Origin of the sequence: Streptomyces sp. NPDC058284, from assembly GCF_042881135.1 — a bacterium.
Classification (GTDB): domain Bacteria; phylum Actinomycetota; class Actinomycetes; order Streptomycetales; family Streptomycetaceae; genus Streptomyces.
On sequence record NZ_JBHVYE010000032.1, the window covers coordinates 22,368 to 35,428 of the forward strand.

The window sequence follows — 13,061 nt, forward strand, 5'->3', positions numbered from 1 at the left end:
CGCCACACCCCTAACGCCCGGACACGAACGGACTGAGATCAAGGAGTGGCTCACGTTCGCCGAAGCCCACCTTCAAGAGCTCATCGACACCGCCACGACGCCGACACTGCCCACGCCGCCAACACCCAGCAGCGCCGATCTCGCACCGCTCCTCGCCCAGAAGGCGTTTGCAAACCGCACTTCCCCCATTCGCAAATGAGGCCATAACCGACAGGGGCGCACCAAGAAACGGCAAAGACGGGGCCGCAGGACTTCACGCCCGACACCTGCCATCTGCGAGGACGCACGCCTGACGCCCCATCAGAACGTGCGTCAAACGTGCGTCACGAGGGCTCCGCGTGCGTCACTCATGCGTCATGATATCGCCCGTAACGCACACAGCGCACATAATGCACACTCGCCAAAATGGCAGGTCAGCGGCCCTTTTCGGCAGGTTCAAGGATCGCGACACACTCCACATGATGGGTCATCGGAAAGACGTCGACTTCCAACAGCGAGCTTCGAAGGTGGGCCCTATTCAGGTAGCGTCCAACTCACGCCTTGCGCTCATCCGCTCGGCACTACGCTTCTGCGCTGCCCTCGCTGGCAGTCACTCAGCGTGCCCTTGGCGGCGCCTCAGATGGGACGACGTCCCGCGCCACCACAGCCCGCCGCGGCGGCCCTTCCTGGGGAGAATCTGGGGAGTATCGACGGCGCTGGGGAGCGCGTGGGGAGAACCGACCGCGTAACGCGGCACAACCCTGAAAGGCGCTGAAAGGCTCATCCATGCAGGTCAGGGAGGCGTGCACCCTCATCGACGCAGGTCAGCGCCACTAGGTAGACAACTTCAAGAAGATCTCCTCACCTAGCCACTCCGCTGTTCAACTGGCTTGCCAGCCCGGTGCGCAAGTGCTCGACGGCGCAGCTGGCGGCCGTCGGCGGGGATCGCTCTGATGGAGCACACGGCCAAGGACGGCAGCTCGAAAATCCTCGCCGACTGCACGTTGCCGCTGACCGGCGAGTGGTGCGTCGGACGCGTGATCACGAACCTCGGCGTTCCTACCGTGACCAGGACGGTATAGCCCTGGTAGAGACGGCGCCGGGCGTAACCATCGAAGACGTCCACCCCCCGACTGCCGCTCCAGTGCTCGTCCACGCAAGTACCGAGAGCTACTGAGGCAGCGCATGATGCCTGATTCCACCCACCAGCGTCCGCCCCGAGCACAAGGCCTGCGGTGCTGGGGGCGCCGCCGATCGCTTACCGGGGCAAGTGTGAGGCTGGGGTACGACCATGCGCGGCACCCGCTCGCTTCTATCTGCCGGATGGCTCTGCGACGACCGACGGCCGTAGTCGATAGCACGGGCTACCCGCGGGAGTGCGTGCCCCACCTGCTCCCGATCGCTCCCACGACTTCCCACTATTCACCGGCCCCTATCGCCGATGCCGTGGCTACCAAGATCCGGACCAATTCCGGACCAGCCCCCGCGCGAAAGGCTTACAAAGCACCGTTTTCCGAGGTCAGCCAGGGTGCAGCTGCTGTACCACCAGCAGACGTGCTTTCTCCCAGCGGTCAGAACGCGTCGATCACTGCCACCGCACTGCGACGGCACGAGCTCGAACGGATGTGGTCAGTAGAACCAACGGGGGCAGCCTCGACTTCTCGACGCGGGATACCAAAGGAAGGCTGGGGGGAGAGAGCGGCGCCCGTCGAGCTTCTGGGCGACCTGACGCCTCATCAGGTGAGTCGGCATTGGGTCAGCATTGCTTTGCCAGATCCTGCCGCACAAGATCACACCCTGGACTCCAGAGCCACCCTACTCGGCCTCGTTCAGGGTTTTCGGCGCAGCGGCGATCGACCGGCCCCGGCATCGGGTTCTGCGCCACCCACGCGCTCTCTTCAACACACATGCACGCAGATCAGCGCACCCGACCCCGGGGCTTCAAGGGCACGGACGGGAGTTCTGGAGCGGGCAGTGGATCCCCGTCGTACCCCCGCACCTCACCGAACCGAGTCCCGGTCATCCAGTCCGCACGCGCCTGCGCGATGTCCTCGTGCGACCGTCCGATGAAGTTCCACCACATGACGATCTCCTCCTCGAACGGCGTGCCGCCCAGCAGGATCACGCGTGCCGCGGTGTCCGTCTCGTTCGTGAGCGTCAGGGTGGTGCGACCGGTGTCGAGGTAGCCCAGCTCCGCCTGGTCGAGGAGGGTGCCGGCCAGGCTGACCTGCCCCTGGTCGACGAGCAGCCCGTGCTCGAACGTGGCGTCCACGGCGAGCGTGACCGTCGCGTGCGGGTCGAGGACGAGTTCGGCGCCGAGCAGTGGTGTGAAGGTTCGCACCGGTGAGGTCTCGCCCGCCAGAGTGCCGAGGAAGACCCGCACGCGGGCGCCGTCCAATTGGACCGGGGCGGGGACGTGGTGCTGGAAGTCGCGGGCGGCGTGCCGGTGTTCGTCGGGGAGCGCCACCCACAGTTGTACGCCGTGGAGCACGGTGGTGCGCGCGGTGGACACCTCCGTGTGGCTGATGCCGTGCCCGCCCGTCATGAGGTTCAGCCCACCGGGCCGGACGAAGGCGTGGCTGCCGAGACTGTCCCGGTGCTCGATTTCCCCGCTGAACAGCCAGCTCACCGTCTGAAGTCCGGTGTGCGGATGCGGTGCCACATCCATGCCGCCGGTCTCGGCGACGTCGTCGGGGCCGTAGTGGTCGACGAAGCACCAGGCGCCGATCAGGGTCCGGGTCCGCTGCGGCAGGGTGCGGCGCACCGTCATCGACCGCGGGCCGCCGAGCGGGACATCACGCGCGGGCAGGATGTCGGCCTCGCTCATCGCGGGCTCCTTCCACCAAGATATTTTGCCTTTCAACAATTGTGTTCGATGATAGGCCCTGCGCCCGGCCGGGTGCGCCGGCACGAGCCAGGGCCCCGAGCGGCCCGCGAGGGAGTCCAGGGTGAGCGACACGACAGCGGGCACGGGCAGTCGCGTCCGCACGGGCACGGGGCATCGCGTCCACACGGGCACGGGGCATCGCGTTTACGTCGACAAGCAGAGCCCCAAGGCGTACCGCGCGCTGGTCGAGACATCCGAGGCGGTCCGCGGGACCGCGGCCGAAGCGGGCCTCGACCGCGTCCTCGTCGAACTGGTCAACCTGCGCGTCTCCCAACTCAACGGATGCGCCTACTGCCTCGACGTACACACCAGGGCCGCCCTGCGCGCAGGCGAGACCACGCGGCGCCTCGGCACCCTGGCCGCCTGGCGCGACACCGAGTTGTTCACGGAGCGCGAGCGCGCGGCACTTGCCCTGGCGGAGGCGACCACCCACCCCGCCGACGCCTCCGCGCAGGAGAGCGCCTACGACGCCGCCCGTCGACAGCTCACCGACGACGAGATCTCGGCGGTGATCTGGGTGGCGATCACCATCAACGCGTTCAACCGCGTCTCGATCCTGAGCAAGCACCCCGTGCGCGAATCCGCGGTACGCGAACCCACCGTGCGCGAGTCCGAGGTTCACGAGGGCGTCGTCCGCGAGGCCCCCGCGCGGTGACACGGGGGCTTCGCGGTCCCGGTCACCCCGGCGGCCTCGTCCAGGCGGCCGCGGAGGATGCCAGGCGCCGGGCGGCCAGCGCCGTCACCACCGTCAGCGCCGCCAGCACCAGCCCCAGGGTCAGGGCGAGTTGGCCCTTCGACAGGAGCCACGCTCCGACGAGCGCCCCCAGGAAGATGGCCAGGACGGACAGGATCCGCCGTCCCGGCCGGGGCGCCGCACCTCCGGCGGGGGCGGAGTCGGCGGCCAGCCCCGTGAGGGTCAGGGTCAGCACGGTCGTGGTCAGGTCCGGGACGCCGAGCCGCCTGGCGACCGCGTTCTGCAGCCCCATGGCGAGGCCGAGCAGGACGATCAGGGCGTACTGGACGGGTGTCGTCACCCGGCCGTGTGCGACGAGCGCCGTGCCGAGGGCCGCGGCGACCAGGACCGCCTGCACCGCCGTGCCCAGGGCCAGCAGCCGCCCACGGTGCGCCGCGAAGCGGGTGCCGAACCGCCCGCCAGCCAGCGCGCCCGCGAGGAACGCTGCCATCGAGACGACGGAGGCCGTCGCGGACAGTCCCTCGGCGCCCGCCAGGGCGAACCCCAGGAAGACGACGTTGCCGGTCATGTTGGCCACGAAGACGTGCCCGAGGGCCAGGTAGCTCACGGCGTCCACCAGGCCGGTCACCACGGTCAGTACCAGCAGGAGCGGCGGCAGCGGACCGTGCCGGTCGTCCTTCGGCGGCACCAGCGTGCGGGCCGCGTCAGCCAGCAGCGCGCGCATGGTCGCTCCTCCCTGCGGTGTACGGGCGGTGCAGCACCGCGCGAGTGAGCAGTCCGCTCGCCGGTCCTGCCACGAGGGCCGCGGCCTGTACCCAGGCGGGCCACGGGGTCAGTCCCAGGGCGTGGTCGGCCGACCAGCGGCCCGGCCCGGTAAGCACCAGCACCGCGGCGGCCCCGACGAGGACCAGAGGGTACTCGTATCCGTCGTTCTGCACCCAGAGCCCGTTGTGCCGCTTCACGGTGCCCGCGACCGTCATGACTCCCATGGCGGCCATCGCCGCCAGAGGGGTGAGCAACCCGGCCGCCAGGAACAGGCCCGCCCCCATCTGGCTGCCGCCCGCGGCGAGCGCGGTCAGCCGGCCGCCGCGGAAGCCGTCGCGGCGGAACTCCTCCGTCCCGCCCGCAAGGCCGTTGCCGCCCAGCCGGAAACTCACCTTCTGCACTCCGTGTCCGGCGATGAGCAGACCCACCACCCAGCGGAGGACCAACAATCCGGTGTCCATGTGTGTTCCTAGCCCGCCGCGTGGTCGCCGATGACCGCCTGGGCGTAGACCACGCCGAGGCCGTAGGCGCCGGCGTGCTCCTTCACCACCTCGGTGACCGGGACGTACGTCTCCGTCCGCGCCCAGTCGCGCTGGAGCTCCAGCAGGACCTGCACCCAGGTCACGGGCACCGCCCCGGCCTGGACCATGCGCTGGACGGCGTGCTCGTGGGCCTGCGGGCTGACGCCGCCGGAGGCGTCCGTGACCACGTACACCTCGTAGCCCTGGGAGAGGGCGGAGAGCGTGGGCAGGACGACGCAGACCTCGGTCCACAGGCCGGCTACGACGAGCTTCGGGCGGCCGGTGGCCTTGACGGCCTCGACGAAGGCCGCGTCCTCCCAGGCGTTCATCGAGGTGCGGTCGATGGCCTCCTGGTCCGGGAAGACCGCCGCGAGCTGCGGCAGGATCGGGCCCGAGAACGACTCGGCGGCCACGGTGCTCAGCACGACCGGGACGTCGAAGACCTTGGCGGCCTTCGCGAGGCCCACGGTCGAGTTGATGATCGCGGTGCGGTCGCCGCTGCCGGTGGCGAAGAACATCTGCGGCTGGTGGTCGACGAAGAGGACGGCGCAGTTGTCGGGGGTGAGCAGGTCGGGGCCAGGGGCGGGGGTGACCTGCGAGATGTCGGTCATGAGTGTGCCTTTCGGGTGTGTGTCGGGATCGCGGACGGTCTTCGTCCGCGTCACGGGTGAGAGTGGAGGAAGAGAGGTGGAGGAAGAGAGGTGTAGTCAGAGGCCGAAACAGGGGTCCAGGAACGGCTCCCCGGGCTCCGGAGCCGGGTCCCGCCGCGTCCGCCACTGCCGGTGCAGCTCGGACTCGGCGACGGCCTGGCCCAGCAACTCGGCCTGCCGGGCGCCCGATACGCCGCCGGGCGCGGCCTGATAGCCGCCGAAGTGCGCGACCGGGCTCCACTCCGGACTGACCGGCGGCAGCTCCTCGTCGAGGCCCTCGTACTCGGCGGCGGCGTAGACGATCCGCCCTCCGACCACCGTGAGCAGGGACTCGATGCGGGCGATGTCCGGTTCGGGCACGGTGAAGTAGTCCTCGGACAGCACGGCGAAGTCTCCGAGGAAGCCCGGTCGCAGGACGCCCTTGACGCCCTCCTCACCGGTGAGCGCGGCGCCCGCCTCGGTGAACATGGCAAGCGCCGTGTGCCGGTCGACCCGGTTGTGCGGCGGCCGGACCACCAGGTCGCCGACGGTGCGTCCGGTGATCAGCCAGTGCAGGGCGATCCATGGGTTGTAGGTGGAGACGCGGGTGGCGTCGGTGCCGGCGCCGACCGTCAGGCCGCGCTCCAGCATGGCCCGGACCGGCGGGGCGTCCGCGGCGGCTCCGGGACCGTACCGGCGTACGAACGCCTCCCCCTGGAAGGACAGCCTGTTCTGTACGGACATGGCTCCGCCGAGGGCGGCGATACGGTCGAGACTTTCGGCGGAGACGGTCTCCGCGTGGTCGAACAGCCAGCGGTTCCCGGCTGGGAACAGGCCGTCCGCGGCGAGCTTCTCGAACACCGCGAGGTCACGCCGGATGGTCTCGTCGTAGGTGGCGTGGAGCCTGAACCCCCAGCCGTTCTCCATGAGGAGACGCACCGCGGCCTCGAAATCCCCCTCGTAGCCGGAGGAGAGTTCCGGGCGCGGCTGAGCGAAGTTCTCGAAATCCGCCGCCGCCCAGGTGAGGTTCTCACCGGCGCCGTTGAGACGCAGCCATTCGTCCCCGTCCTCGGGGCCGGCCATTTCGATCCAGCGTTTGAGGTCGGCTATTTCCTGTCCGGCGGTCTGCGGGAAGAGGTGATAGGCGATGCGCAGCGACAACTGGCCCGCCGCGGCGAGTTCGACGACGGTGCTGTAGTTCTCGGGGAAGTTCTGGAATCCCCCGGCCGCGTCGATCGCGGAGGTGAGCCCGAACCGGTTCAGTTCCCGCAGGAAATGACGCGTGGATGTCGTCCTGTCCGCCCCTTCCAGGACCGGCGCCTTGGCCAGCGTCGAGTAGAGGATCAGTGCGCTGGGGGCGGCGAGCAGCATGCCCGTGGGCGTCCCGTCCCGGCCCCGGACGATCTGACCGCCCCGGGGCTCGGGGGTGTCACGGGTGTAGCCGACGGCCTTGAGCGCGGCGCGGTTCAGCACCGCCGACTGGTACAGGTGCAGGACGAACACGGGAGTGTCCGGCGCCGCCGCGTTGAGCTCGGCGACCGTCGGCAGGCGCCGCTCCGCGAACTGCTCGGCCGACCAGCCGCCGACCACCCGCACCCACTGGCCCTTCGGGGTGCGCGCCGCCTGCTCGCGCAGCATCGCCAGGCCCTGTCGCAGGGTGGGAACACCGTCCCAGCGCAGCTCCAGGACGTAGTTCAGGCCGCCCCTGATCACGTGCAGGTGGGAGTCGTTGAGCCCGGGGACGATACGGCGGCCGAGCGCATCGACCACCTTCGTCCGCGGCCCGATCAGGGCGGCCACGTCCTTGTCGTCCCCGACGGCCGTGAGCACGCCGCCCCGGACGGCCAGCGCCCCGGCCCGGGGGCGCCCCCGGTCTCCGGTGTGGATGTTCGCGTTGCGGACGACGAGGTCCGCGGCGTTTCCCGTGGCGCTGGGAATCAGCCCACCGGCCGGCATCGTGGACACCTTTCGACAACCTCCTGATATGTCGGCACCGCTCGATCGCTTCGCCGCCACGCTAAGCCGGGTGAATTCAGCCGGGTTTTCCCTCAGTGCACTGTCCGCGGTCCGACAGTGCACTGCGATTCCGGCCGTGCGCTGTGGGTTCAATGCCGGTGCGCTGACGGTCAATCGGGGCGGCCGGGCGGCTCTTAGGTTGAGGTCGCCGGAAGAACCGGCTGCTGACCCACACCCTTACGTGACACCCAGGAGAACCACATGTCCGACGCCGTCGAGCCGATCGCGTCCGCCCGGCCGATCGAACCCGTCCAGCCGGTCCTGGAACCGGCGGCCGCCGCGTTCGCCGAAGCGACCGGCCGGTCGCCCTTCCTCTTCGAACTCCCCCCTGCCGAAGGCCGCAAGGCGGTCGACGAGGTGCAGTCCGGTGACATCGCGAAGCCGGAGATCGACGAGGAGTGGATCACTGTTCCCGGTGGCCCGACCGGCGGTGTCCATACCCGTGTCGTCCGGCCGGCCGGCGTCCGGGGGAAACTGCCGGTGATCCTGTACATCCACGGTGCGGGCTGGGTCTTCGGCAACGCCCACACGCACGACCGGCTGGTCCGTGAACTCGCCGTGGGCGCCGGGGCCGCGGTGGTCTTCCCCGACTACGACCTCTCCCCCGAGGCCCGCTACCCGGTGGCCATCGAGCAGAACTACACGGTCGCCCGGTGGATCGTCCAGGAGGGCGCGTCCATGGACCTGGACGGAACCCGTCTCGCCGTGGCAGGCGACTCCGTCGGCGGCAACATGACGGCCGCGCTGACGCTGATGGCGAAGCAGCGCGGCGACGTGCCGCTGGTCCAGCAGGTGCTGTTCTACCCGGTCACCGACGCGCGCTTCGACACCGGCTCGTACCGTCAGTTCGCCACGGGCTACTTCCTGCGCCGCGACGGCATGCAGTGGTTCTGGGACCAGTACACGACGGACGAGGCGGAGCGCGCGCAGATCACCGCGTCCCCGCTGCGGGCCTCCACCGAGCAGCTCGCCGGGCTGCCGCCGGCCCTGGTCATCACCGGTGAGGCCGACGTGCTGCGCGACGAGGGCGAGGCTTACGCCAACAAGCTGCGTGAGGCGGGCGTCCCGGTGACCGCCGTCCGCTTCCAGGGCATCATCCACGACTTCGTCATGCTCGAGGCCCTGCGCGAGACGCACGCCGCCGAGGCCGCCATCACCCTCGCCACCGGCACCCTGCACGCCGCGCTCCACCGCGACTGACCGGCGGCTTTCGTACGACGACGCCCCACCACGCACACCCGCACCCCGGCACTGGACACCTGCCCTTCCACGAGGAGACCCACCCCATCATGAGCACCTCCACCACCCCCACCGTCCTGCTCGTGCACGGCGCCTTCGCCGACGCCGCCAGCTGGACCGGTGTCATCACGGAACTCCAGAACGACGGCATTGCTGTGATCGCCCCGCCCAACCCGCTGCGCGGTCTGGCGTCCGACGCCGCGTACGTCGCGTCGGTGGCCGCCCAGATCGACGGCCCGGTCGTCCTGGTCGGCCACTCCTACGGCGGCGCGGTCATCTCCGTGGCCGGGACCACCGAGAACGTGACCGGCCTGGTCTACATCGCGGCCTACGTCACCGAAGAGGGCGAGAGCCTCGGTGAGTTGCAGGGCCGCTACCCGCTCTCGCCGCTCGGCGACCACCTGGCGCAGTCGACGTACCCCGTCGAAGGCGCCGAGCCCGCCGTCGAGTTCACCATAGAGGCGCAGGCGTTCCCGGGGATCTTCGCCGCCGACCTTCCGGCCGACGTCACCAAGGTGCTCGCCGTGGCACAACGCCCGCTGGCCGCCGCCGCGTTCACGGAGCAGGCGACGGCCGCCGCGTGGCGGACCAAGCCGTCGTGGATGCTCGTCGCCGACGCGGACCGGGCGATCAACCCCGATGTGCAGCGGTTCGGTGCGCGGCGGGCCGGTGCGACGACGGTCGAGGTCGAGGGCGCCTCGCACGCCGTCGCCGTGTCGCGCCCCAAGGAGGTCGCCGACCTGATCCGTGACGCGGTGCGCGGCACCGCCGTCTGACGGTCAGCTCTCCCCAACGAGAACACGAGAACTCCCCGGCGGTGCCTTCGCGGACACCGCCGGGGAGTTCTCGCATACGTGCGGCCGTGACCTCGTCACCCTCGCGGCGCCGTGACCACTACGACGAGCACCACCAGGGCCGCACCCGCGGCGAGCGCGGGCCAGGGGGTGAAGGTCGCCGCGAGGAGGCCGAACACCGCGACCGGATACGGTACTTGTTTGGCCACAGTGCCGAGGTGCGGTCGCAGATGCACGGCCCAGACAGTGCTCAGGAAGACGGCCGCCGGGACGGTGACCGCTGCCGCCGCGGCGAGTGGCGAGGTGTGCGCGTGTCCGGTGAGGTGATCGGCGTACGCGGCGAGGCCCGCGCCCTCGGCCGCCGCCGAGGCGAAGATCAGGTAGTGGCCGTAGGCCCAGACGAAGCGGTGGCGGTGCGCCCGGTGCGTGGTGGCGAGCAGGGTGTGCGCGGGCCTGGAGAAGTACAGCCACCACAGCGCGAAGGCGGTCAGGAGGCCACCCGCCGCTGTCGCGCAGAGCGAGCCGGTGCTCTGGTGCCGGTCGAAGGCGCCGCGCACCGCGACGGTGGCGGCCGCCACGGACTCGCCGAGGACGATGAGGGTGAAGAGTTCGTAACGCTCGGCGATGTGACGCGGGTGCCACGGGGTCATCCCGGCGGACTGGGCCCATACCGGCACGGCGACCTCGGCGAGGATCAGCGCGGCGACACCCGGCAGGCGCGCCGCTTCCGGCAGGGCGAGCAGGCCCACCCAGCCGGCCTGACACAGCGTCACTCCGGTGGCGAAGCGCAGCGCGGTGGTCCGGCGTGCGGGGTCGCTGCGGGCCGCCCGCAGCCACAGGGCTGCCAGCGCGGTGCGCAGTACGACGTAGCCGATGGTGATGGTCCGCAGGTCTCCCTCCGCGAACGCGTGCGGTACCCCGGCGGCGAGGATGAGCGACCCGGTGATCTGGACAAGCACGGTGAGCCGGTACGGGATGTCGTCCGGGTCGTAGGCGGACGCGAACCAGGTGAAGTTCATCCACGCCCACCACACGGTGAAGAAGACCAGGGCGAAGCGCAGGACCCCGGTGGCCGTCGCGCCGTCGGCCAGTGCCTCGTGCAGGCTCGCCGAGGCCTGCGCCACGGCGATCACGAAGCAGAGGTCGAAGAGGAGTTCCAACGAGGTGGCGGTCCGGTGCCGCTCGTCGGGGTCGCGCCCCGGCATGGCGTGCCGCTTCCCGGGGTCACGCCTGTGGATGGTGTGCCGCCACCGGGCCGCCGGGGACCCGGTGGTGGCGTTCCGGGGGCTCAGCGGAGCGCTCCGAGTGCGGCTTCGACCGTGCGGTGGAACGTGGGGTACGTGTAGATCATGTGCCGGAGCCGGTGCACGGGCACTTCGGCGTGGACGGCCACGTTCAGTCCGTAGAGCACCTCTCCCCCGGCAGGACCCGCGGAGGTGGCACCGACGAGCACGCCCCGGTCGGCGTCCTCGACGAGCTTCACGAAGCCCGCGTTGCCCGGCCCGTGGATCCAGCCCCGTGTGGAGGAGTCGAGGGGGAGCACGCCGGTGCGCACCCGCAGTCCCCGCTCCCGCGCCTGTCGCTCCGTAAGGCCGACGGCGCCGATCTCCGGATCGGTGAAGGTGACCCGGGGCAGGGCCCGGTAGTCGGCGTCGGGTCCCGGCTCGCCCAGGATGTCGCGCACTGCTATCTGCGCCTGGTACATGGATACATGGGTGAAGGCGCCGCGACCGGTGATATCGCCGACCGCCCACAGGCCCTCCGCCGCCCGCATCTGCCCGTCCGTGGCCACGGCTCGCGCGGCCGGGTCGAGTCCGGCCGTCTCGACGGCGAGTGCGCCCAGGTCGGCCCGGCGGCCCGCGGCCACGAGAAGCCGCTCGGCACGCAGCGGCGTGCGGTCGTCGACCGTCGTCCGCACACGGAACCGGGTGCCGTCGTGGCCGACATCGAGCGCGCGGGCACCGGTGAGCACGGTGACGCCGTCGGCCTCCAGCGTCGCGGCCGCGAGCTCGCCCGCCTCCGGTTCCTCCTGCGAAAGGAGCCGGTCCCGCCCTTCGATCACGGTGACCGCGCAGCCGAAACGGGCGAAGACCTGGGCGAGTTCGACGCCGACGGCACCGCCGCCGAGCACGATCATCGACGTGGGCAGTTCCTTGGCCGCCATCGCGTCGCGGTTCGTCCAGTAGGGGGTCTCCCGCAGCCCGGGGACCGCCGGGATCCTGGGGCGGGTGCCGGTGGCGAGGACCACTCCGCGCCGGGCCTCGATCGTGCGGTCGCCGACCGTGACGCGACGCGGTCCGGCGAGCCGGCCCCTGCCCCGTACGAGGCGGGCGCCCTTCGACGTGAGCCGGTCGGCGGCCACCCGGTCGTCCCAGCCGTCGGTGGCCTCGTCGCGGATGCGCCCGGCGACTCTCCCCCAGTCCGGGGTCACGACCGCCGTACCGGCCAGGGCGGGCACGCGCCCCGCCTCGGCGAGCAGGTCCCCGGCCCTGGTCATCATCTTGCTGGGCACGCAGCCCCAGTACGGGCACTCGCCACCGACGAGCTCCGCCTCGACCCCGACGACGTCCAGCCCTGCTTCGGCGAGGGCACCCGCGGCGTATTCGCCACCGGGCCCGAGCCCGACGACCACGACATCCGCGTGTCCGCCCCCAGGCATCGCGCCCACACGCATCTCGTCCACACTCATCCCGTCCGCACTCATCCCGTTCCACTCCTTCTCGGTCGTCCACCTGCGCCCCGCCGTCGGGGCGGCCCGGCCGAGGCTAGGCCGGTCCGCCGCGCCGTCCCGCCGGTCAGTGCACGGGTGCTGGCACGAGAGCGAACGGGACGGAAGCGGGAGGTGAGCGCCGTGCGCGGACCGGCAGGACCGCGTGCGCTGTGGGACAAGAAGGATGCGGCGATGCCGCTTAGCGTCCTGCGGTAAGCACAGTTCGGCGCCTCAGGAGGCAACGATGACCAGCAAGTCCCGTTCCGTGAACGGCAGTCAGCCGCGGCTGCACCAGAAGGGCGAGGTGATCCAGGAGTACGGCACGGTGAAGCAGCTGCCGATCGGCCTCTCGTACGAGGCGAGGATGTACGCCTGCCAGCGCCTGAACCGGGTCCTCGCGGACACCCAGATCCTGTACGGCCTCTACAAGAAGCACCACTGGCTGATGCGCGGCGCGACCTTCTACCAGCTCCACCTGGTCCTCGACAAGCACGCCGGTGAACAGCTCGACCTCGTCGACACCCTCGCCGAGCGCGTCCAGACCCTGGGCGGCGTCGCGGTGAGCGACCCCCGGCACATCGCGGAACTCACGTCGATCCCGCGCCCGCCGGACGGTGTCGAGGAGGTCCCGGCGATGCTGTCGCGGCTCCTGGAGGCCCACGAGACGATTCTCGTCGAGGCGCACGACGCGGCGGCCAGGACCGCGGAACTGGGCGACGACGGCACGAACGACGTGCTGGTCTCCCAGGTGATCAGGACCGGCGAGCTGCAGACGTGGTTCCTGGCCGAGCACTTGGTCGACACCCCACTCGTCCGCGCCTGACCCG

Annotated in this window: 12 protein-coding genes; 5 read left to right on the plus strand and 7 right to left on the minus strand. The window is 70.8% G+C overall.

Annotated features, from left to right (window positions below):
* Window positions 1–932: 932 nt before the first annotated feature.
* A complete protein-coding gene (locus tag ACFVYR_RS32300; RefSeq protein WP_384258778.1) occupies window positions 933–1,061 on the plus strand; it encodes a hypothetical protein in 129 nt (42 codons plus the stop codon).
* 836 nt (window positions 1,062–1,897) lie between these two features.
* Here ACFVYR_RS32300 and ACFVYR_RS32305 read toward each other — a convergent pair.
* Window positions 1,898–2,806, minus strand: a complete 909-nt coding sequence (locus ACFVYR_RS32305; RefSeq protein WP_384258780.1) for a pirin family protein — start codon at window positions 2,804–2,806, stop codon at window positions 1,898–1,900.
* 121 nt (window positions 2,807–2,927) lie between these two features.
* Between ACFVYR_RS32305 and ACFVYR_RS32310 the strand changes: the two genes are divergently transcribed.
* Entirely contained in the window at window positions 2,928–3,521 is a 594-nt protein-coding gene (locus tag ACFVYR_RS32310; RefSeq protein WP_384258782.1) for a carboxymuconolactone decarboxylase family protein, read from the plus strand.
* Between the two features lie 22 nt (window positions 3,522–3,543).
* Here ACFVYR_RS32310 and ACFVYR_RS32315 read toward each other — a convergent pair whose 3' ends face one another.
* The 4 genes from ACFVYR_RS32315 to ACFVYR_RS32330 form a co-directional block, all read right to left on the minus strand.
* Entirely contained in the window at window positions 3,544–4,284 is a 741-nt protein-coding gene (locus tag ACFVYR_RS32315) for a YoaK family protein (protein WP_384258784.1), read from the minus strand.
* A complete protein-coding gene (locus tag ACFVYR_RS32320) occupies window positions 4,265–4,786 on the minus strand; it encodes a DoxX family protein (protein WP_384258786.1) in 522 nt (173 codons plus the stop codon). Before ACFVYR_RS32320 ends, ACFVYR_RS32315 begins: the two co-directional genes overlap by 20 nt.
* An 8-nt stretch (window positions 4,787–4,794) precedes the next feature.
* Window positions 4,795–5,457, minus strand: coding sequence for a hydrolase (locus ACFVYR_RS32325; RefSeq protein ID WP_384258788.1), 663 nt, complete (start codon window positions 5,455–5,457; stop codon window positions 4,795–4,797).
* A gap of 96 nt (window positions 5,458–5,553) precedes the next feature.
* Window positions 5,554–7,431 carry an amidohydrolase gene (locus tag ACFVYR_RS32330; protein WP_384258897.1) on the minus strand — a complete coding sequence of 626 codons (1,878 nt, stop codon included), beginning with the start codon at window positions 7,429–7,431 and terminating at the stop codon, window positions 5,554–5,556.
* Window positions 7,432–7,692: 261 nt separating this feature from the next.
* Here ACFVYR_RS32330 and ACFVYR_RS32335 point away from each other — a divergent pair, with 261 nt between their 5' ends.
* Window positions 7,693–8,691 (plus strand): alpha/beta hydrolase, encoded by a 999-nt coding sequence (locus ACFVYR_RS32335; protein WP_384258790.1) that lies wholly within the window; start codon window positions 7,693–7,695, stop codon window positions 8,689–8,691.
* 89 nt (window positions 8,692–8,780) lie between these two features.
* Complete coding sequence (locus ACFVYR_RS32340; RefSeq protein ID WP_384258792.1) at window positions 8,781–9,506, plus strand: alpha/beta fold hydrolase; 726 nt, start codon at window positions 8,781–8,783, stop codon at window positions 9,504–9,506.
* A gap of 95 nt (window positions 9,507–9,601) precedes the next feature.
* Here the strand turns inward: ACFVYR_RS32340 and ACFVYR_RS32345 are convergent, their stop codons facing one another.
* Both ACFVYR_RS32345 and ACFVYR_RS32350 read right to left on the minus strand, forming a co-directional pair.
* A complete protein-coding gene (locus ACFVYR_RS32345) occupies window positions 9,602–10,729 on the minus strand; it encodes a low temperature requirement protein A (RefSeq protein ID WP_384258794.1) in 1,128 nt (375 codons plus the stop codon).
* A gap of 83 nt (window positions 10,730–10,812) precedes the next feature.
* Window positions 10,813–12,228, minus strand: a complete 1,416-nt coding sequence (locus tag ACFVYR_RS32350) for a dihydrolipoyl dehydrogenase family protein (protein WP_384258796.1) — start codon at window positions 12,226–12,228, stop codon at window positions 10,813–10,815.
* Between the two features lie 250 nt (window positions 12,229–12,478).
* Between ACFVYR_RS32350 and ACFVYR_RS32355 the strand changes: the two genes are divergently transcribed.
* On the plus strand, window positions 12,479–13,057 hold the full coding sequence (locus tag ACFVYR_RS32355) for a Dps family protein (RefSeq protein ID WP_384258798.1): 579 nt from the start codon (window positions 12,479–12,481) through the stop codon (window positions 13,055–13,057).
* Window positions 13,058–13,061: the final 4 nt, after the last annotated feature.

What these genes read in the sequence shown, in the direction of transcription:
- ACFVYR_RS32300 (WP_384258778.1), top strand. Translation starts at nt 933, where the DNA reads ATGGAGCACACGGCCAAGGACGGCAGCTCGAAAATCCTCGCCGACTGC.
- ACFVYR_RS32305 (WP_384258780.1), bottom strand. Translation starts at nt 2,806, where the DNA reads ATGAGCGAGGCCGACATCCTGCCCGCGCGTGATGTCCCGCTCGGCGGC.
- ACFVYR_RS32315 (WP_384258784.1), bottom strand. Translation starts at nt 4,284, where the DNA reads ATGCGCGCGCTGCTGGCTGACGCGGCCCGCACGCTGGTGCCGCCGAAG.
- ACFVYR_RS32320 (WP_384258786.1), bottom strand. Translation starts at nt 4,786, where the DNA reads ATGGACACCGGATTGTTGGTCCTCCGCTGGGTGGTGGGTCTGCTCATC.
- ACFVYR_RS32325 (WP_384258788.1), bottom strand. Translation starts at nt 5,457, where the DNA reads ATGACCGACATCTCGCAGGTCACCCCCGCCCCTGGCCCCGACCTGCTC.
- ACFVYR_RS32330 (WP_384258897.1), bottom strand. Translation starts at nt 7,431, where the DNA reads ATGCCGGCCGGTGGGCTGATTCCCAGCGCCACGGGAAACGCCGCGGAC.
- ACFVYR_RS32335 (WP_384258790.1), top strand. Translation starts at nt 7,693, where the DNA reads ATGTCCGACGCCGTCGAGCCGATCGCGTCCGCCCGGCCGATCGAACCC.
- ACFVYR_RS32340 (WP_384258792.1), top strand. Translation starts at nt 8,781, where the DNA reads ATGAGCACCTCCACCACCCCCACCGTCCTGCTCGTGCACGGCGCCTTC.
- ACFVYR_RS32345 (WP_384258794.1), bottom strand. Translation starts at nt 10,729, where the DNA reads ATGCCGGGGCGCGACCCCGACGAGCGGCACCGGACCGCCACCTCGTTG.
- ACFVYR_RS32350 (WP_384258796.1), bottom strand. Translation starts at nt 12,228, where the DNA reads ATGAGTGCGGACGGGATGAGTGTGGACGAGATGCGTGTGGGCGCGATG.
- ACFVYR_RS32355 (WP_384258798.1), top strand. Translation starts at nt 12,479, where the DNA reads ATGACCAGCAAGTCCCGTTCCGTGAACGGCAGTCAGCCGCGGCTGCAC.